Raw genomic sequence first — 19,866 nt, 5'->3', positions numbered from 1 at the left:
CACTGATGAAGTATAGACTTGACTTTCCACCACATGGGCCATTTTTTATATAATCTTCTACCATATGTAGACACACGCAAAGAAAACAGCACCTTAGCTTTTTTCCTTGCCTCAGCCGTTATAGGCTGGTCTTTTACTATCAGTCGATGTATCACCTAATGCTTTCAATTCGAAATTTTCACTTTCGCCTTTCCCTTGCTGTCGGCCTGTACCTGGCGCTGGGCTCTTCTGTGCTTGGCGCCACTTTCAACATTGAAGACAGCATTCAACATGGACACTGGCAATCGATGAACTTGGTGCTTGGCGATGAACGTCACTTTCGTGCCGTGGAAACCCACAGCTATGCCGACGCCGCCCTAAGCCTTAATGCCACCGCGGGTGTCTGTGATTTGCCTTGGCTGGAAATGCACGTGGAACTTGATGAGCGACAGGGCGAAAGCCGTGCAGTGAACCTGGTGCCGGCGCGCCTACGCGTGGATGATACCACCCGCCACGAGAGCATGGCGGAGTTCATCATCGAGCGCGGAGACAAGGGTTTCTATACGCACTTTTATCTAAATGATTTGTCGCCACTTATCGAGGAAATGCGCGAGGGGGACGCTTTTTATCTAGGCTTCGACCAAGGAGAACAGGCGCCTTGGTACATGTCTTTCAGCCTTCAGGGCGCAGACGCTGCTATTGAGCGCATGCAAGCTGCTTGTCGCTCGACTACCAAAGCGTCAACCGGTACTGGACGTGAAAACAGGTAGCCTTGATATGCCATGCAGCCATGCTCATAAAGCCATTGGCAATGCGCCTGCGTCTCTACCCCTTCGGCGATCACTTCCAGCTCCAGACTTTGCGCCAAGGCGATGACGGTACGCACGATGGCCTCATCAATGGGATCATCCAGCACATCACGGACAAAAGACTGATCGATCTTGAGTTGATCCAGAGGTAATCGCTTGAGATAAGCCAGCGAGGAATAACCGGTACCGAAATCATCCAGAGAGAAGCAGATTCCCTCACTTCGCAGCGCTTTCATGCGGGCTCGCACCGTATCGCCTTCGGCAATGAACAAGCTTTCGGTCACTTCCAGCTTCAATCGACGAGGGTTGGCACCGGTATGCGCGAGAATATCGAGTATTTCGTCAACGAAGCAGGCCTGACGAAACTGATGGGGGCTAACATTGACCGCAATACTCAACCCTTCAGTGGCTGGGGAACGTGCCCATAATGCCAATTGGTGACAGGCGGTTTCCAGCACCCAGGCACCAATGGAGCTAATCAGATTGTTTTCTTCGGCCAGTGGAATGAACTCGGCTGGCGACACCATGCCGCGAACCGGATGCTCCCAACGCAGCAATGCTTCCACGCCGACCACCACGCCCTGAGCATTCACCTGACTCTGATAATACAGGCGGAATTCTTGATTCTCCAACGCTTGGCGAAGGTCGCTCTCCAGCCGTGCCCGTTCCACCACGGCGGTCTGCATGGCCGTATCAAAAAAGCGCAAGGCATTACGCCCGGCGGACTTGGCTTGATACATCGCCAGATCCGCTTGTTGAAGAATATCACTGACGCTAACCTCACTACCGGTGAACAAGGCAATACCGATACTGCCGGTCACTTGCAGCACTTGTTCCTGCACATCGAAGGGCGCCATCAGCGACATCAACAGCTTATTGGCGATAATTTCGGCATGCGGTGCCGCAAGCGCTAGATCACCTCCCAGCTCATGCAGCATCACTACGAATTCATCACCCCCCAGACGGGCCACAGTGTCGCCGTCACGCACGACCTGTTCGAGACGTCGCGCCACGTTTTGCAGCAAGGCATCGCCCAGATAATGCCCCAGGCTATCGTTGATGGTCTTGAAATTGTCCAGGTCGATGAACATGACGGCGGTGTAGTGCCCGTCTCGCTGAGTATCCTTGAACGCGGCCTCCAGACGGTCGATCAGCAGACGGCGATTGGGCAAGCCGGTAAGGGCATCGTAAAACGCCAACTGATGAATTTCTTTTTCGGCGGCCTTGCGCTGGGTAATATCGCTCAGCGTGGCCACGTAATTGGCAATGGCACCGGCATCATTACGCATCACGCTGATGGTCAGCTTCCAGCTCACTGGCTTGCTGTGCCTGGAGCTGGGTCTCCATTTCCATGGCCAGGCGGTTGCGGTGTTGGCGCAGCTCCTGTTCCGCGGCATACAGATGACGGTAATGACGCATTGCCACCGCCCCCATCACCACTAATGCCAACCATCCCGCCATCAATGCCCAGAAGCGCCGCCACCAATCATTCAAATAAAAGGTAGTATCCGTACCGGCAATCACTACCCAGGGGGCATTTTCCAACTTACGCGCGCTGTACAGCCGATGCACGCCATCCACTGGCGACTCTCTGATCCAGCTTCTACGAATATCACTTCCCGACTGAAATGCGAGTAATTGCGGGGTACGTACTTCTTTTCCCACCGACATACTTGCGGCAATTCCAGCTTCCGCACGCCGTGCTAACACTCGAAGGGTGGTATCCACCAATCCCAGGCTGGTGCCTTCATTTAATGTCAGGCGCTCCAGCATGTCGGCAAATACAGAAGGGGCAAACCGCGCCAAGGCCAGTCCTTGCAGCTCCCCTTCAGGGTTTTCCAGGCGTAATGCGTGCAATAGGCGCAGCTCCCCTCCAGCGGTTTCGGAGGAGTACAACCCGGAAACCGCCTCCAATACGGGAGCAGTGTGGCTTAACAAAGGAGTGAAGAAAGCATGTTGGTCAAGTTCGATGCGTGTCAACGACGAGGAGAGCGTCGACGCGACAATCCGTCCGGAGGGTGACACCAGAGCGACTTCCTCCCAGAATTCCAGACTGTCGCGACGGCGAACCAGCAGCGTCGCCAAGGCTTCGGCATCGATGCTGCCCGGTTGCGCCTGGGTCAGATCGTAAAGTTCTTTTATTCCTCGCAGTGAATGCGCCGAGGCAATCAAGGTACTGTCCACCCACTGGGCCACCATGTCGGCACTTGCCACGCTACGCGATTGCGCCCCATGCTGTTCTTGGCCATGGTGTTTATGCATTTCCCAACCCAGCAAGCACAATAACAACAAGCCAATCACAACCCCCTGTAAAGCCGGCTTGGTGGGGCGATATTCGCCACTTCATGTCAGGAGTTGATTGTACCGGGCTTACACTCACGCCTTATTCTCCTTAACGACACCCAACAAGACGGCTATTCCCGTTCAATGTGCCTTGTCGCCAGGTTCAAGGCCTGTTTCCTGAGCAAGTTCTACCCGATTACGTCCGCTATGCTTGGCTCGGTACATAGCGGCATCCGCTCGCGTTATCATCGTCTTGCATGAAGCTCCCGCATACCAGTCCGCCAGTCCGATGCTGACCGTAATCGATTGTTCAATTCCTGTCACATCCAGTGACGCAATCAAGATCCGGAGTCTCTCGGCCAACCCCACTGCAGCCTCCAGATCCGAGTGGGTGGCAAGCACGATAAATTCCTCGCCTCCCCATCGCCCCAAGTGGTCGCAACCCCGCAATGAGCCTTCCACGAGGGCGGCAAGCGCCACCAGCACATCATCGCCCAAGGCATGGCCATAGGTGTCATTAATGCTTTTGAAGTTATCCACATCAAACAGCAACAGGCAAAACGGCGTACCGTAACGCTGGGCGGCAACCAACGCCGCATCGATCGCCTGTTCAATGCGGTAACGGTTCCACACCTGGGTCAAGGGGTCAAAATGCGCCAATTGCTCCAAACGCTGATTGGCTTTCGCCAAGGCTTGCCGCTCAGTTTGCAAATGAGCATTCAAAGTACTGATTTCATAAGCAGAAATAGCCAAGGTCAAGTCTTCACCCAAGTCTACGGCAGCCAGCCGCTCAACATGCTGCCAGGCTTCGCTCTTGCCTACTACTTCTTCACGCCAGGCCGCCGAGCCCGCCAGATCAGTCGACATCATGAACTGCCCGGATGCCTCGGTAGGCTGCATCGCCCAATACAGGGTTTCCATCTGTTCAGGACGAAAGAATACCAGCCAGGTACGCTGGGATGGGTTCATGGCCAGCGGTATCGCCATGACACCACAATGGTGGCCCATGGGTAACGTCCTGGTGACGGGATCACTGCGAAGATTTCGGCTACACCAAGGCCGGGCATGGGCATGTGCCGTTTCCAGCCGTGCGGTCAATTGCTCGATGACAGCTCTGGCGGGCACCTGACCGGTGCTGATAATTTTGCCATTGATACACAAAGCCACTCCGGTAGAGCGAAATAGTTCCAGCCAAGTGGCAGCTTGCTGCTGCAATAATTGTGCGGGGCTGTAGGGCTCTTCCTGTGAAGCTGGTAATGCCAGACTATCCTGCACCCTTTCCAGATAGCGGGCTTCCTGGCGGGCACGCAACAGCAGAAGACGCTGGGTAGCCATTTGCACCAGGGCGCGTACGGCATCGCGTATAGGAGGAGGGACCTGATGAGGGGTGGCCGAATGACAGATCACCAGGCCCCACAAGCCGGCATCATCTCCTTGCATGGCCAAGCTTAACGAGCCCCGAACGCCCATGCGGGCCAGATACGTTTGCCGCTCAGGCGCCGGGGCACGCAGCAAACTTACCGTTACATCGACGCTGTTGTCGCTCGTGCGTGGAAGCAAGGTCACCGGCGGTGCCTGAGCATCAGTAATTGCGCGTACGGGTGTACGCTCGTAACTGCGTCGCAGGCTCAAGGGGAAGTCACTGGCAGGAAAGCGTTGCCCCAGCAACGCAGGTAATTTCCCGGAGGTGGCTTGCGCCACCATCAGGCCGTGCCAGTCACTATCGAAGTGGCACACCACCACGCGATCATGGCCGGTAAGTTGTCGAATGGCATTGACCAAACTATCGAGCAAGGCATCCTGATGAGGCGCATCGGCAAGGTGCATCAGGCTTTCATTGACCGTGCCCAACAGGCGACGTTTACCCGAGGCATTGAGCGGTTCCAGCTCGACCAGCACATGCTTGCCACTGCGCAGGGCGTTAAGCTGAAAACGTTGGCTTTTACCTTGCACAAGACAAGGAAATGCCAACGGCCCAGGTAAGCGCGACGCGTCCCGCATTTCATCTTCCACACGCTGGGCCAATCGTTTGCCAAGAAGCGTAGCAACGTTATCTTGAGTTTTTCCCGACCACTCAAGGCCGGTCAATTCCGTCAGATTGGCACTGACCTGACATACCCGGCGACAGCTAGCATCCAACACCAGCATGGCACCATATGGCTGCAGCTGTGGCGGGGATTTCAATAGCGTGATGTTGTCAGGCAACGTTTTCAACTCCCCCGTACTTGACGCAGCAGCAACTCGACACGCCGGTTGGCCGCGCGACCTTCAGGCATGGCATTGTCTTGCATTGGTTGGGTATCGGCATAACCCACGGCACGCAGACGGTTGACGTCCAGGCCTTCCCCTTCGAGATGTCGCAACACCGCAATTGCTCGGGCTGCGGATAATTCCCAGTTGGATGGAAAACGTGTGGTGGAAATCGGGATATTGTCGGTATGACCTTCAATGGAAATCTGACCATCGAATGACTCAAGCACCTCACCCAGGCTGCCGATCACGTTTCGTCCCTGGTTGGTCAATTGGGCCTGGCCGCTGCCGAACAAGAGGCTGTCATCGATACGTAACGTCACCCCTTCACGGCCTTGCTCGACACTCACCCCGGGAATGCTCAGCCCGGAAAATTGCGGCTGGACACCATCGTGGCGCGGCATGGTGCCGGTTGAACGCTGTGCCAGCAGGCTAGTTGGCACGACGTCTCCTGGCGTTATTTGATCCTCCGCTGCTTCGCCACTGCCCGCCGGCGTCAGCGCCAGCAGGAGCACGAACAGAGTGATCAGCAAAGTGAGCACATCGAGATAACTGGTCAACCAGCCTTCATCGTCACTGCCTATACTGACAGGGGCTAATGCCTGCCGCGTATCATGATCCAGCATGGGCGCTACCCTTTGCTAGTGGCGGGTTTCGAGGGCACCTTTCTCTCGCGAATTTCATCATGAAAGTCGGCGACGAAGGAATTGAGCGTTTCTTCGATGAAAGAGGGTAGACGGCGCTTGGTGATCAACGAAATACCTTCCATTACCATGTTCATGGTAATCAGGCGGTCTTCGGTACGCCGTTCCAGTTTGACCGCGATAGGCTTGAAGATCAGGTTGGCCAACAAGATGCCATAGAAGGTGGTCAGCAACGCCACGGCCATGCGCGGACCGATAACGTCCAGGTCCCCGGAATCCATGACTTCCAGCATGTTCACCAGGCCGACCAGGGTGCCGATCATGCCGAATGCGGGCGCATAGGTGGCCATGGTACGAAATACCTGCGCCTGGGCATGCTCGCGAGCTTTCAACCGAGCGATACGCCAGCGCATCAGATCGAATATCTCGTCTTGCTTGGTGTTGGCGATCACTAGCTGAATACCAGTACGCAAGAAGGGGTTGTGCGTGTCTTCCAAAGCGGCCTCCACCGCCCGTACATCCCCCTTGAACCATAACCGGGACATGTCGACAAGTTCCTTGATGTCATCGCGCACATAGGTGTTCTCACGACGGAATACGATGCCCACCAGCCGCACCACATGCAGTACTTCCTTGAGTGGATAACTGATGAAAGTGGCGGCCAGAGTGCCGGTGAGCACAATCGCAAGCCCCGGGAGATTAAGAAAGCTCTCGGGTGATTCCGCAGTAAAGAACAGGACGCTAACCAGCAGCCCTATGCTGGCAAACATGCCTATCAGCGTCGAAGGATTCATCAACGGCTCCTTGCCGGTCTCAAGTTAATCGAAGGCGTTGTGCCAACAGCGCACGCCATCAATGCACAATACGTGGTTCAAATAGCGACGAGTTCATCTCAATCGTCGGCCAGACGAGCACGAAGACGGCTCACCGCCTGGCTGTGCAATTGAGAGACGCGGGATTCCGTCACGCCAAGCACGGCACCCACTTCCTTGAGGTTAAGTTCTTCCTGGTAATACAGTGCCATCAATAATTTTTCGCGCTCCGGCAAGGCTTCGATGGCCTCGACCAGGCGCTGACGCTGCTGGGAATCCAGCAGGACATCGAACGGTAGATGAACCGAGGTGGTACTGACCGGTTCGCCGTTTTCCGCCACCAGGTCTTCATAGGCGAGCAGGTGGCCGTTATTGGTATCGTTGAGCAGCTGGTGATAGCTATCCAGCGGCATGTCCAGCTCGGCCGCGACCTCGGCTTCTTCCGGCGGTCGACCCAAGGTCTGTTCCAGACGGTGGATGGCGGCGTCCATCGCCCGTGCCGAACGCCGCACACTGCGCGGCAGCCAATCACGGGTACGCAGTTCATCCATCATGGCGCCGCGAACACGCTGGCTGGCGAAGGTGGCAAAGCTTGCCCCCTGATTGGCGTCGAAACGCCCCAAGGCTTCCAGCAAGCCCACCATGCCGGCCTGGATCAGATCATCAAGCTCGATACTGGAAGGCAATCTTACCTGAAGCATCAGTGCTTGGCGTCTTACCAGCGGCATGTATTGGGCCAGCAATTCACTTTGTTTGATCCTGCCTTGTGCTGTGTACATCCTCTTGCCTCACGGCTGATCGGCCTTCACTGGTAATCCACGATGACCTGTAAGCCTTGAACTTTTACCGGACGCTGTCCCGGCGTCAATGCGAAACGAAAGTGTATCGGTGCCTGAGCTTGCATGCCGGCAAATGCCTGGGTGGCTCCTCGCATGCCCCTAAGCGGAACGCACTGCTCTGGATGACACAGCCAAGCCCGCAATAGGGTGCCGGGAGGGTGGCGATACTGCCACTGGATATGCGTTATTTGCGCCTCGCCGACAGTGGCCGTTGGCGGCGGCGCCACGCTCTGAGTCGAAACGGCGCGATCACTCATCGCCACCATAAGCCCCGGCACCGATGCCACCCAACTTCCCGGTGCGGCTAGCGCCGTCGGGGAGAGCAACAGCAGAAGCCCAACCATCGCCTTATGCTTCCCATACTTACAGCTTATCATGCCAAGGATATCTTTCATCTTGCGAGTACCAATAGGTCAGTTCCCAAGTAGTAGTGAGCGGCTTCATGCAAATTATCCAACAAGCCTCGTCTGGACAAGCCGGGCTCATGCAGCGCCAATAAACGCCGGGGTCCACCGGCATCATGCAACAGACGCAGAATGCGAAACGCTTGAACGAATGCTTCAGCATCACTTTCGACCCATAACGCCCAACGCCGGTACTGCCGCGTCAGTGTCGCCACCTCGGGGGCATCCGCGGCCACCACGTGTATTTCCCATTGCTCTGGATCACCGGCCCATTTTCGACCCAAAGCGGCCCATTGGCTCAAACGCTCCTTGACCTTGTGCGCCTGGGCGGCAGTGGTTCCCGGCAGCCCCACGACGACCAAAGGGAGGCGCACCTTCGGTTGAGCCGGGGGCGCCGGGGCATCACTGGCCGCCTCTTCGTTACTGTCTTTTTGCTGTCGCTGCAGATTGGCCCATTTACGCAGCCCCGCCGCCTGATCCTTGTCACTCACGTGATGCCCTCCAGGCTAGTGTTGCCCAGTTGGCGAATAGCATCGCGCGCCATGAAGGCATAGGACAAGGCATCCAGCATGGCGGTGTCGCGGCGACGACGGCGCGCGCCCAGCAACCCGAGTAGATCGGCACGCAAATCAGCGGCGGCCTCATCATCGGCAACGTCGAGATGCCCCACCACCGTGGCTAACCCGGAGGCCATCAGCAAACGTATTTCTGCGCTGAGTTCACCGTTATCGGAGGCTTTCAGTTGCTGCCAGGCTCGCCGAGTCAACGCCGCGATCCCTTCGCTTTGCAATTGGGTCAACAGCAACGAGAGGACGTCGTCGCCCAGACGTTCCGGTGTCAGCCAATAGCGACGCGCCACTATCTTGGCGCTTTCCGGATCACGCAACTCGCCACGCCAGGCAAGCATCGGCTGAGAAGCGACGGTCGTTTGGCGCGAGGAGGAAGTTATCTCCACCGTCTGGTGCGACACCCCTAAGGTCATCGGCTGCCCCCGAAAGCGTACCGGCACTGAGGTGGCCGGCTCGGGCTCATTTGGCAGCGTCGCCAGGCTGACTCGCTCGCCCTGGTAGTTTACCCCCTGAGCCCCTCGAACCTGGCTGATCCAGGTCATATGCTGGGCCTCCAGCCATTCCCAAGCTGGCCCATCAGGAAGCCCGGGCAATAAATGTACAACGACGCCTGTGGTCCGAGAGAGGTAGGCAATACGCTCCTGCTCCCCCGCCGGGTGGCGATGTTGCAACCAGGGCAGCGCCAGCCAGGCGCCATCAGCATCCAGGCCGACATCCGGCATGGCCCACTCGCATCCTCGCTCATTACGCCTCGGCGACCAGGCCATGCCCAAGGTAGTTTGCCCGGGTGGATAACTCGCCAGCAGTAGATCCAGGCGCTCCTTCTGCAAGGATCCAGGCAAGGCGGCCAGATCCCAGGCGCTTTCCAAGTAAGCGAAGCCGACGATCCGTTGACGCAGGTCGGCCAGCAAACCGGAAAGGCGCCGCCCTTGGCCCAACACCTTGCGTGACCAGCGCGGCAAGGAAACCGCCGCCTGGGTACTGGCTTCAAGCTTACCGGGTAGCGGCGTACGCGTTTTCAAGGCTTGCGCCACCAGGCTTTCAGCCTCGGCCACCGCCATGTCTTCGGGGACGCGCTGGCCGTGAGAGCCAAACAGTACCCGCAGGCCATGGCGCATGACGATATCCAGCACCGGCGCCAGGCGCCCGGCCTCGTCTTGCTTGGTGATGATGCAATCGTCAAGCGACGCTCCGGCAGCCACCGCTGCCTGACGATAGCGCACCACCACCTCCTCCAGGGTTTCCGGCTGACTGGCGGCATTGAGTAACAGCACCAGGCGCACTTTCGAGCGCCCGCCTTGCAAGTGAGCGATCTGCTCGATCACTCGCTGATCACGCTGGCTCATGCCCACGGTATCGATGATGATCCAGCGCTTGCCCTGCAAGCGGTCCAGCAAGTCGTCGATGGGCTGCTCGGCATCCAGGGCATACATCGGGGTATCCAGCAGACGCGCATAAATGCGCAATTGCTCATGCGCCCCGACACGAAAGCTATCGGTAGTGATCAAGGCCACCGGGCGCGTGCCATGCCGCATGACAAAGCGGGCCGCCAACTTGGCGGTGGTCGTGGTCTTGCCCACCCCGGTAGGGCCGACCAGCGCCACGATACCGGTCTGATCGAAAAACTGGGGTTCGTCATCGAGGACATGCAGCCGTGTGACCAGCTGGCGGCGCAACCAGGCCAAGGGGCGTTCGCTGTCCTCGGCCAGTGTCGCGAAATCTTCGGGCAAGCCGGTCAACACTTCCTCGGCCAGCTCATGGCTGAAGCCCACTTCCCGCAACAGGCGCTCCAGGCGTTGGGCGCAGCCAAGTGGCTGTTGGGTGGCGGGGGGATTGCGTACCGAATCATTCGCCAACAGGGCACGCATATCCTGCATTTCCTTGAGCAAACGCTCGCTCATGGTATGCATCGGATCGAGAGGGTTTGAAGTCGGTTCGGGTGCAGGCTCAACCGAAGGTACCTCGGTGACTGACGCCTGGGTCGGGTCGAAGTGATCCACCGCCGCATCCGCCATGGCCAGGATTTCCACGCCACCTTCGGTTTGCCGGTTAGCGAGAATCAGCGCATCGTCACCCAGGGCTTCACGTACCTGGCGCATGACATCGCGGCTATTCGCCCCGACGAAACGTCTTACGCTCATGCTTCACCTTTTGCGTTGTACATGCTTGTTAGGAGCGTCATCCGAAAGCAACGCTTACTGTCGCCCACCCACCAAGGTGGTTACCCGCAGCGTACGATCATCGGGGATTTCCGCCTGGGACATCACCACCAGATGGCGCAGCCGACGCCGCAAGAAGCGCGACAGTACCGCCCGCAGGCTGTGCTGAACCACCAGCACCGGTGGCTCGCCGGCACTTTCCTGACGTTCCAGGGCTTGTTGTGCCTGGGTCATGAGGGTATCCGCCAGGCCCGGCTCAAGCGCACCATTGCCGCCCATGGCTTGCAGCAATACCTGCTCCAACTGAGCCTCCAGCCCCATCACATGCAAGGTCTCCTGCCCAGGGAACCATTGCTGGGTAATATTGCGCCCCAGGGCAACCCGTACCATGGCGGTCAGCTCATTGGGGTCCTGTTGCTGACCGCCATGCTCCGCCAACGTATCCAAGATGGTGCGCATATCCCGAATCGAGACATCTTCATCGAGCAAGTTCTGCAGGATGCGTTGCAGTACCGTGAGCGAGATAGCCTTGGGCACCACTTCCTCGACCAGCGATTTCTGATCGTCACCCAGTTTATCCAGCAGCTTCTGCACCTCCTGGCGCCCCAACATTTCCGGGGAATGGCGATGCAGCAGATGATTGAGATGGGTCGCCACCACCGTGCTGGCATCCACCACGGTATACCCATACACCTGAGCATGTTCACGCTGACCGCTGTCGATCCACACCGCCGGCAAACCGAAGGCGGGGTCTTGCGTGGGGGTTCCCTGCAGTTCGCCGGAAACCTGACCGGGATCGATTGCCAGCCACTTTCCCGGTTGCGCTTCGGCACGCCCGATTTCAGCCCCTTTCAGGGTCAGGACATACGTATTGGGGGGAAGCTCCAGGTTGTCGCGGATATGCACCACCGGCGGCAGAAACCCGACCTCCTGGGCGAATTTCTTGCGCACGCTCTTGATTCGCCCAAGCAACTCGCCTCCTTGGCGAGCATCCACCAGCGGGATCAAGCGATGGCCGACTTCCAGCCCCAACGTATCGACCAACTGGACGTCATCCCAACTGGCCTCGGGAGTTTCCTGCACCGGCGGCGGTTCGGCGGAAATTTCCTGCTTGACCAGCAAATTCTCTTTCTGGCGAATGAGATACCAGGCCAGACCCGCCAACAAGGCCGTGAATATCAGGAACACCAGGTTAGGCATCCCTGGCACCATGCCCAGCAGGCCCATCACGATGGCAGACAGGATCATGACTTGGGGGTTGATGAACAGCTGGCTGATCATCTGCTGGCCGACATCCTGGTCGGTATTCACCCTGGACACCGTGACACCTGCCGCCGTGGAAATCACCAAGGCGGGAATCTGCGCGACCAGACCATCGCCGATGGTCAGCAAGGTATAGGTTCTTCCTGCATCGGCAAAACTCATGTCATGTTGCACCATGCCGATCAGTAACCCCCCCAGGACGTTGACCACCATGATGACCAGGCCTGCCATGGCATCGCCGCGCACGAACTTGCTGGCACCATCCATCGAGCCATAAAAATCCGCCTCCTGAGAGACTTCCGCGCGGCGCTGCTTGGCGTCTTCTTCCCCGATCAAGCCGGCATTGAGGTCGGCGTCGATCGCCATCTGCTTGCCCGGCATGGCATCGAGGGTAAAGCGCGCCCCTACCTCGGCGATGCGTCCGGCCCCTTTGGTGATGACCATGAAATTGATGACCACCAGGATCAGAAACACCACGAGGCCGACGGCAAAGTTGCCACCTACCAGGAAGGTGCCGAACGCCTCGATGACCTTGCCTGCCGCATCGCCCCCCTGATGACCTTCCATCAGTACCACGCGTGTCGACGCGACGTTGAGTGACAGGCGCAGCAAGGTGGTAAACAGCAATACGGCGGGAAAAGCGGCAAAATCCAGCGGCTTCTGGGCGAACATGCTGACCAGCAGCACCATGATCGCCAAGGCAATATTGAAGGTGAACAGCAGATCCAGCAGAAACGGTGGCAAGGGCAGAATCATCATGCCCAGGATCATCAGAATCAGAATCGGTCCGGCGAGCAACTTCATGCGCACAGTGCCCATCCACTCCTGGCTGCCGAGATATTGGCTCAAGCCTTTCATGGTTGCGTCTCATTAGTGCCGTCGGAATGCCGGCCGGGGGTTTCCAGCTCGGGGGGAACCGGCAGATTGTCAGGTGTAGAGGGCACCTCGCCTCCTTCTTTGGCAACGTTCTTGAGGCGGTAGGCCCACGCCATGACTTCGGCTACTGCCGTATAAAGGACGGCCGGTACTTCGGCGTCCAAATCCACATGATGATATAAGGCTCGCGCCAGCGGTGCTGCCTCCAGGCGAGGCACACCGGCCTCAAGCCCGATTTCCCTGATCTTGGCCGCTATCGCATCCGCCCCTTTTGCCACTACCCGCGGCGCGCCCATCTGGCCTTCCTGATACGCCAAGGCCACCGCATAATGGGTCGGGTTGGTAATAATCACATCAGCATCCGGCACCTTGCTCATCATGCGTCCTCGCGCCATGGCTTGTTGCTGCTGACGGATACGGGCCTTGATCTGAGGGTCGCCCTCCGATTCCTTGTGCTCGCGCTTGACTTCCTCTTTGCTCATGCGCAGCTTCTTGGCGTGACTCCATAGCTGAAAAGGCACATCGATCAGGATGACGAACACCAGGGTAAGCACCATCAGCCCTGAGGCTTGGGCCGCCATGTTAAGCGCACTGGCCAAGGCTTGCTGTACCGGCTGGTCCATCAAGGCCAGGAATTTGCCGATATTCAAATACAGGAAGGCTGCGCCCACGCCACCGACCAATACCGTTTTCGCCACGGCCTTGGCCAGTTCCACCAAGGCCTGGCTGGAAAATATCCGTTTGACGCCTTTCACCGGGTTGAGCTTGGAGAGCTTGGGTTGCATCGACTTGGCCGAGATCAGCCAACCCCCCAGTAAAGCGGGTGCTACCAGCGCAATCAGCACCAGCAGCAGGAACAACGGCAGCATGGCAAACAATGTCCGTTGCCCCAGGTCCAGCGCGACCACCAGCATGGAAATGGGCTCCATCACCTGACGCCTTTCGAACAGAAACGCCTGTTCCATGACCATGCCCAGCTGATCATAAAGCATCTTCCCCATCGACCACAGGCCGATCACTCCTCCCAATAACAGCAGGAAAGTGGTCAGTTCTCGCGATCGAGGCACCTCGCCTTCTTCACGCGATTTTTCCTGTCGCCGGGGTGTGGCCTCTTCGGTCTTTTCATCGTCGCTATCGCTATCCGCCATGCTGTTACTCGGCCTGGGGTGGTGACATCAAACGCTCAGCCAATGGGTTCTTGCATGGGTTGGGCACGATCAATGGCGTTGAGAGCACGCTCGGCCGTCTAGCCGGTTCATTTACCCATTTTGTCGAAAATCTTATTGAGCTTCTCTTCCAAGGTGGCGGTGGTGAACGGCTTGACGACATACCCATTGACACCCGCCTGGGCAGCGGCAATGATGTTTTGCTTCTTGGCTTCCGCCGTCACCATCAATACCGGCAAGTGCTTGAGTGCATCGTCCTGCCGAATTTCCTTGAGCATTTCAAGGCCATCAAGGTTAGGCATGTTCCACTCGGACACCACAAACTCAAAACTACCGGCACGCAGCTTATTCAGCGCATCCTGGCCATCTTCGGCTTCCTCCACATTGGTGAAACCGAGCTCCTTGAGCAGGCTGCGGACGATACGGCGCATGGTAGGAAAGTCATCCACCACCAGAAAACTCATGTTCTTGCCTACCATCGTTCATCCTCTATCAGTCCATGGCATTCAATCGACCGGTCTCTTCGGTCAGTCAGCACCCGGCTCCTGTTGCAAGTTTTCAAGTAGCAGAGGCGGCACCGAGGCTTTCGTCAATACACCGGGGTTGCGAATAGCCGCAGCAATTTCCGGTAACAAAACGAGAAGCTCAATACGCCGGTTAACCGGATCAGTCGACTGCGTATCCGAGACGTCAACGCGATCAGCAAACCCGGAGACGCGCAGCAACTGCACCGGGTCGAGCCCGCCGGCCACCAGTTCTCGACGCGAGGCATTGGCGCGATCATTGGAGAGTTCCCAGTTGCTATAGCCTTTGTACCCTCCCGCATAAGGAACGCTGTCCGTATGCCCGCTGATGCTCAGGTCATTGGATAACTCGTTGAGCAGTGGTGCGATCGTGCGCAAAAGATTACGCATATAAGGCGCAACCTGATCGCTGCCCAACGCAAACATGGGCCGCTGCTCGGTATCCAATAGCTGTATTCTCAAGCCCTCCGGAGTGAGGTCAAAACGCATTTGCTCGCGTAGTTGACGCAGCTCAGGGTCCATCGCAATGACACTTTCAATTCGCCGCTGTAAGTCCTGAAAGAAACGCCGCTGCTGCTCACTCGGCCGAGTCTGACGAAGGGTATCGATTCTTGCCCGCTCGCCTTCGCTGTGTGTCGGGTCGGGTCCACCCCCGGGTATTGCACTCGTACTGCCTGCCCGATCTCCCGAAATGGCGGAAATCAGCGGCGTACTGAAATACTCGGCGACCCCTTCCCGCTGCTCGTCCGTTGCTGTACTCAGTATCCAAAGCACCAGAAACAACGCCATGAGAGCGGTCATCAAATCCGCCAGTGCAATCTTCCAGGCACCGCCGTGGCGGGCATGAACGATTTTCTTGCGACGAATGACAATTATCGGACGCTTGTCTCGGTTCTGACTCATGCCCCCCCGGCCTTCTTCGCATCACGCACGTAGTCTTCCAGCTCGGTAAAGCTTGGCCGTTCCTGGGTATGCAATGCCTTGCGCCCGAATTCCACCGCCAGTTGCGGTGCGTAGCCGTGGAGGCTGGCTAACAAGGTCACCCGAATGCACTGCAACATCTTTTCAGCTTCTTTCACCTGACGTTCGACGCGACTGGCCAAAGGGCTGATAAATCCATACCCCAGCAGAATCCCTAGAAACGTACCCACCAGTGCATGGGCAATCATTTGACCCATCTCATCAGGCCCGGCATCCGCCATGCTCAAGGCTTTCACTACGCCCATGACGGCGGCCACGATACCAAAAGCCGGCATGGCATCCCCCACCTTGGCAATGGCATCAGCAGGTATGTGGGCCTCTTGCTCGAAAGCCTCGATCTCGTGCAGCATCAACTCATCGAGTTCCATCGGCTCCATGCCCCCACTCACCATCAAGCGTAGATAGTCGGTGAGGAAATCCATGATCATGGGATCTTCCAGCACCTTGGGATGTTCTTGAAACAAGGGGCTTTCTTGTGGATTTTCGATGTCCCGCTCAACACCCAGCATGCCTTCACGGCGAATTTTGGAAAGTAGCTTGAACTGCAGCGCCATCAATTCCATGTACAGCGCCTTGTTGTAGTTCTTGGTCCTTCTGAGCTTGGGGAATATCCTGAAAGTGGCCTTGATGGCCTTGCCATTGTTGGCGGCAATGAAGGCGCCCACGCCCGCCCCTCCGATCATCAGCAACTCGGTCGGTTGGACCAATGGCCCGAGACTTCCGCCCGCGAGCACGAAGCCACCGAAAACAGAAAGAATGACAATCAGATAACCCAGCGGAATCAGCACAAACGGTGTCCTTACAGTTACACGATCAAGGGGTTGTCGGAGCCGGCATCACTCAACCGACCTCATAGCGCATAGACGGACAATCCGAACAAGCACGATGATGAAGCAGGTATTTTATTCGCCAGAGGAAAGTACCATTGAGCAGCACTACCATCCACAACCTAAGCATTTTTTATTAATTTTCAGCAAATGGCTATCTCATGTTTTCTCAACCACTTCCTGTCCAGATGATTTATCGAGTGCCTTTCGGGTCTTCCCGGCCCGTGAAGGCGGCTGACAAATACCACACGCATAACCTTGTGTCGGATTGTGGGCATGGGCGACATAGCAACCACCGCAACGCGTGCAAGACGTCAACTGCAAAAGATCGCTTTCAAAAAAGCGCACCAGGGTCCAGGCCCGGGTCAACCCCAGCACAGCGGCTCCTCCATCAAACTCGACCTGTTCGGTGTAAAGCCGATATGCCTTGACGAAGGCATCGATGCGCTCACAACATGTCTCACTTAACAGACTGATGTATATATTATAAAAAAGAGAAGAATGGATGTTGGGTAGCCAGGTGACAAACCAGTCCGTGGAAAAGGGCAGCATTCCTTTAGGCGGCGACATGCCGCGTACTTCCTTGTAGAGCTTGATCAGCCGCGTTCGGCTTAGCTCGGTTTCCGTTTCCAGCACCTGTAATCTTGCACCTAGTTCAATCAGCTCAATGGCCAGCTGAACCTGATGCATTTCATCTACCAGGCTTTTCTGGCTCACGCCTTATCTCCCGAAGGAGCACTCGACTCCAGACGCTCTCCTGCTAGTAAAAGGGAGGCATGCAACCCTGCCAAACCTTGGTCGCGCGGGTTATGCGTCACCTGATACAACCGTTCGGCACTGGTATGGCTGAAACGACATAATAATTGATTGGTACGCGACAACTGGGTTAGCTGGCGGGCACTCAGCGAGGCGAGAAGATCGGCCATTTCTCCGCTAATTTTCAGGCGAAACATGGCCGCCTCGCGATCCTCTCCAAGCAGACGTTGGGCCAGAAGCAAGTAGGCCAGATTCAGCTCTTGAATTTCGTCGAGAAAGTTGGTCTGGCTCATAAGTTGCGCTCTTGGTCTAAAAATCACTGACACAAAATTAAATAAAATTAATAAAAAACTACTCAAACCCCTTATTAAAAGAATTGATTAACTTTTTTAAGCAACTAAATTAACTTAAGTTAAGTTGCTGAGTTAAATTAATCTGACAAGTTTATCTTATTGAATTTATTTTCCCTTATTTCCAGGCGAATGGTTACATAGAACGTCTGCATTGGCCAACCTATGTATGAAACCAGTCAGTAGCATTTGGTAGGTCAATGGTTATTCGTCTCGGATGGCGCAGCCGATAGTTCATGCACCCAAATCAATAATTCCGCCACCACCTGGTACAAACCGGCGGGAATCTCGGCATCCAGATCCAGCTGCATCAGCAAGGCAACCAACTCAGGCGCATCATGCACGTAGATGCCCTGGCGCTGCGCTTCCGCCATGATGCGTTCCGCCATTTCTCCGTAGCCTTTTGCAACCACCTTGGGCGCGCTGTCACCGCCTTGATAGGCCAAGGCGACTGCTTGTCGGCGACGTTCACGCTGAGAGGCCATTGCCATCCTCCGGTTCTATCCAGCGCGCTTTTACCTGCACCTTACGCATATCCAAGGCCTCAAGGCGCTTTTGCAACTGCCCCAACCCCGCTTCCAGGCGTTGGTGTGTTTCCGCCTGAGAAGTGGACAGGTCCAAACGTAGAGTGTCGCGATAGAACCACAAGGCGGCGCTAAAGTCCCCCAGACCAGGGACCTCGAGCTTAATCTCCGAGCGCCATCCCGAAGCAGTATCGTCTGTATCTTCTTGCTCTTCGCGTCCTTCCTCGCGAGGAGGCAAGTTGATGACCAGCGCCATGAAAATGCCTGCCCAGACATCCCCTTCCCAGCGAATCGTAGGCGTCACCAGCATTTCCAGCTGTTGACGTACGATGCCTTGCAAGCTTTCTTGCACCACCTCACCGGAGCGGTGCAAGGCCGGTAGTGGTGTCGAGGTGCCTTGTTGGGTAGCCGCAGGCGTCAGCACAGTGTCCGGCAAGATTTGCCCTTGACCGGTCGATGCGGGTGCAACGAAACGCCCTGCCTGACGCATTTGGGGCTCTTGGGCGAGCTGCTGACGTGGGGTTTCGCCCTGATACCAACGTTTCAGATGGGCTTCATAAAACAGCCCGCTATCCCGAATACTGCTCTCGATGCGGCTCGCCAAGGTGCTCGAAACCAGCGGTTCGCCAACCTGCATCAAGGGCGCCGGTGTGCGCACCACAGAAGGAGGCGCCGGAAATCGCAGCAGCACATCGGCGATACTTCGCGCGGCAGTGCTGAAGTGAGTCTGGGTGGAAACCGGGGCATTGGCAGAGTGCTCGCCAGGCGGCAATGCCCGTGCCCCTTGCTGCAAGGGCGTGCGCTGAAGATCGGTTAATGGCGGGGCGGGACGGCCGTCCAGGCGTGAGTCACTACGCAGCGCGCGCGGCGCTTCACCCGACAGCACCGGCTTGACCGGTTCATTGAGTACACGCTGTGCCGGCGCCTCGCCGCGTCGCCCCAGCACCTCATAGAGCATGGTATCTATCAGCGGGTTGATCCCACTCACGGCGATCCCTTATTGGATGGCTTGCCCATGGCGGGAATCTCTTCTGTGACTTCCCCGACAGCTGTTTCCCCGACAGCTTCGCTGTACCCTACCGGCGCCTGCTGGGGTGCATAAGCGCGGTGCAGGCTGCGCTGACGTTGCGATACGCCTATCAGCTTGCCCAGTTCGTCACGACGCTCGAGAAGTAATTGGCGCATCTGTACATCATGCTCAAGAATGCCTTCCAGGAGGTCGGCCTTTTGCTGACTATGCACGGCATCCAACGTCAGGGAAGCATCCAGCCGCTGCAGCTCCTCTACCAGCAAGACGTAGTGAGTCCGCTGCTCAATGAGTTCCGCCCACTGCTCATGATGCGCCAGTTCATGCATATGCTTGACACTTGCCAGCAGCGCCGTATAAGCCTTCAGCAAGGCATCCTGAGTGTCATAACGAGAAGACATTGGCACCTCATGTACTCTGCTGGCCGATTTCACGCCAGGCGGAAGCGATATCTTCAAGCAAACGCTCCGCCTGGTTCAGGCTTTCTTCATCATTACGCAGGTTGGCTGACAACAGCAAGCGGGCGATATAATCATAGAGCGACCCCAGACGCTCAGCGATTTCACCGCCTTTCTGCTGGTCGAGCGCTGCCGCCAGGCCATTATTGATAATATCCAGCGCCTTGGAAATCGCCTGGCCTTTTTCTGCCGTGTTCCCCGCCTGAAGATGAATACGTGCCGCACGAATAGAAGCCTGAGCGCCATCGAACAACAACACGATCAGCTGATGAGGGTTGGCGGACATCACCCCACTTTCAACGCCTACTCGGGCGTAGGCCTTGGCGCCACGGCCATAAGTGGCTGCCCCACGAGTCACACTCATGA

Annotated in this window: 21 protein-coding genes; 1 reads left to right on the top strand and 20 read right to left on the bottom strand. The window is 57.0% G+C overall.

The window, feature by feature from the left end; all coding sequences use genetic code 11:
* Window positions 1-158: 158 nt before the first annotated feature.
* Window positions 159-749, top strand: a complete 591-nt coding sequence (locus tag LG290_RS00700; RefSeq protein WP_499835842.1) for a hypothetical protein — start codon at window positions 159-161, stop codon at window positions 747-749.
* Here LG290_RS00700 and LG290_RS00695 read toward each other — a convergent pair.
* The 20 genes from LG290_RS00695 to fliS form a co-directional block, all read right to left on the bottom strand.
* Complete coding sequence (locus LG290_RS00695; RefSeq protein WP_499835841.1) at window positions 659-2,104, bottom strand: putative bifunctional diguanylate cyclase/phosphodiesterase; 1,446 nt, start codon at window positions 2,102-2,104, stop codon at window positions 659-661. The genes LG290_RS00700 and LG290_RS00695 overlap by 91 nt on opposite strands.
* Window positions 2,070-3,050: a hypothetical protein gene (locus LG290_RS00690; protein WP_499835840.1), complete on the bottom strand. Its 981-nt coding sequence runs from the start codon at window positions 3,048-3,050 to the stop codon at window positions 2,070-2,072. Before LG290_RS00690 ends, LG290_RS00695 begins: the two co-directional genes overlap by 35 nt.
* A gap of 162 nt (window positions 3,051-3,212) precedes the next feature.
* Window positions 3,213-5,276, bottom strand: coding sequence for a sensor domain-containing diguanylate cyclase (locus LG290_RS00685; protein WP_499835838.1), 2,064 nt, complete (start codon window positions 5,274-5,276; stop codon window positions 3,213-3,215).
* Window positions 5,277-5,281: 5 nt separating this feature from the next.
* Window positions 5,282-5,947 (bottom strand): OmpA/MotB family protein, encoded by a 666-nt coding sequence (locus LG290_RS00680; protein ID WP_499835837.1) that lies wholly within the window; start codon window positions 5,945-5,947, stop codon window positions 5,282-5,284.
* 5 nt (window positions 5,948-5,952) lie between these two features.
* Window positions 5,953-6,759: a motility protein A gene (locus tag LG290_RS00675; RefSeq protein WP_499835836.1), complete on the bottom strand. Its 807-nt coding sequence runs from the start codon at window positions 6,757-6,759 to the stop codon at window positions 5,953-5,955.
* A 98-nt stretch (window positions 6,760-6,857) separates the two neighbouring features.
* Window positions 6,858-7,556: an RNA polymerase sigma factor FliA gene (locus LG290_RS00670; RefSeq protein WP_499835835.1), complete on the bottom strand. Its 699-nt coding sequence runs from the start codon at window positions 7,554-7,556 to the stop codon at window positions 6,858-6,860.
* Window positions 7,557-7,582: 26 nt separating this feature from the next.
* Complete coding sequence (locus LG290_RS00665; RefSeq protein WP_499835834.1) at window positions 7,583-7,960, bottom strand: flagellar protein FlhE; 378 nt, start codon at window positions 7,958-7,960, stop codon at window positions 7,583-7,585.
* A 47-nt stretch (window positions 7,961-8,007) separates the two neighbouring features.
* The gene (locus LG290_RS00660; RefSeq protein ID WP_499835833.1) at window positions 8,008-8,511 is read right to left on the bottom strand and encodes a hypothetical protein; all 504 of its coding nucleotides are present in this window, start codon (window positions 8,509-8,511) and stop codon (window positions 8,008-8,010) included.
* A complete protein-coding gene (gene flhF / locus LG290_RS00655; protein ID WP_499835832.1) occupies window positions 8,508-10,730 on the bottom strand; it encodes a flagellar biosynthesis GTPase FlhF in 2,223 nt (740 codons plus the stop codon). The genes LG290_RS00660 and flhF overlap by 4 nt, the downstream gene beginning before the upstream one ends.
* Window positions 10,731-10,784: 54 nt before the next feature.
* Window positions 10,785-12,869, bottom strand: coding sequence for a flagellar biosynthesis protein FlhA (flhA, locus tag LG290_RS00650; RefSeq protein WP_499835831.1), 2,085 nt, complete (start codon window positions 12,867-12,869; stop codon window positions 10,785-10,787).
* Window positions 12,866-14,035, bottom strand: coding sequence for a flagellar biosynthesis protein FlhB (gene flhB / locus LG290_RS00645; protein WP_499835830.1), 1,170 nt, complete (start codon window positions 14,033-14,035; stop codon window positions 12,866-12,868). Before flhB ends, flhA begins: the two co-directional genes overlap by 4 nt.
* 107 nt (window positions 14,036-14,142) lie before the next feature.
* A complete protein-coding gene (cheY, locus tag LG290_RS00640; RefSeq protein ID WP_499835829.1) occupies window positions 14,143-14,532 on the bottom strand; it encodes a chemotaxis response regulator CheY in 390 nt (129 codons plus the stop codon).
* Between the two features lie 48 nt (window positions 14,533-14,580).
* Complete coding sequence (gene motB / locus LG290_RS00635) at window positions 14,581-15,480, bottom strand: flagellar motor protein MotB (protein ID WP_499835828.1); 900 nt, start codon at window positions 15,478-15,480, stop codon at window positions 14,581-14,583.
* On the bottom strand, window positions 15,477-16,346 hold the full coding sequence (gene motA / locus LG290_RS00630; protein WP_499835827.1) for a flagellar motor stator protein MotA: 870 nt from the start codon (window positions 16,344-16,346) through the stop codon (window positions 15,477-15,479). The genes motB and motA overlap by 4 nt, the downstream gene beginning before the upstream one ends.
* Before the next feature lie 198 nt (window positions 16,347-16,544).
* A complete protein-coding gene (gene flhC, locus LG290_RS00625; protein ID WP_499835826.1) occupies window positions 16,545-17,102 on the bottom strand; it encodes a flagellar transcriptional regulator FlhC in 558 nt (185 codons plus the stop codon).
* Window positions 17,099-17,434: a flagellar transcriptional regulator FlhD gene (flhD, locus tag LG290_RS00620; protein WP_499835825.1), complete on the bottom strand. Its 336-nt coding sequence runs from the start codon at window positions 17,432-17,434 to the stop codon at window positions 17,099-17,101. Before flhD ends, flhC begins: the two co-directional genes overlap by 4 nt.
* 254 nt (window positions 17,435-17,688) lie before the next feature.
* The gene (locus LG290_RS00615; protein WP_499835824.1) at window positions 17,689-17,976 is read right to left on the bottom strand and encodes an EscU/YscU/HrcU family type III secretion system export apparatus switch protein; all 288 of its coding nucleotides are present in this window, start codon (window positions 17,974-17,976) and stop codon (window positions 17,689-17,691) included.
* Entirely contained in the window at window positions 17,960-19,003 is a 1,044-nt protein-coding gene (gene fliK, locus LG290_RS00610; protein WP_499835823.1) for a flagellar hook-length control protein FliK, read from the bottom strand. The genes LG290_RS00615 and fliK overlap by 17 nt, the downstream gene beginning before the upstream one ends.
* The gene (gene fliT, locus LG290_RS00605; protein ID WP_499835822.1) at window positions 19,000-19,443 is read right to left on the bottom strand and encodes a flagellar protein FliT; all 444 of its coding nucleotides are present in this window, start codon (window positions 19,441-19,443) and stop codon (window positions 19,000-19,002) included. Before fliT ends, fliK begins: the two co-directional genes overlap by 4 nt.
* Before the next feature lie 7 nt (window positions 19,444-19,450).
* The gene (fliS, locus tag LG290_RS00600; RefSeq protein WP_499835821.1) at window positions 19,451-19,864 is read right to left on the bottom strand and encodes a flagellar export chaperone FliS; all 414 of its coding nucleotides are present in this window, start codon (window positions 19,862-19,864) and stop codon (window positions 19,451-19,453) included.
* Window positions 19,865-19,866 lie beyond the last annotated feature (2 nt).

Origin of the sequence: Halomonas sediminis (genome assembly GCF_044871105.1) — a bacterium.
GTDB classification, from domain to species: domain Bacteria; phylum Pseudomonadota; class Gammaproteobacteria; order Pseudomonadales; family Halomonadaceae; genus Vreelandella; species Vreelandella zhuhanensis.
The sequence above is the reverse complement of the archived record's forward strand: the minus strand, read 5'-3'. Positions and strand labels throughout refer to the sequence as shown.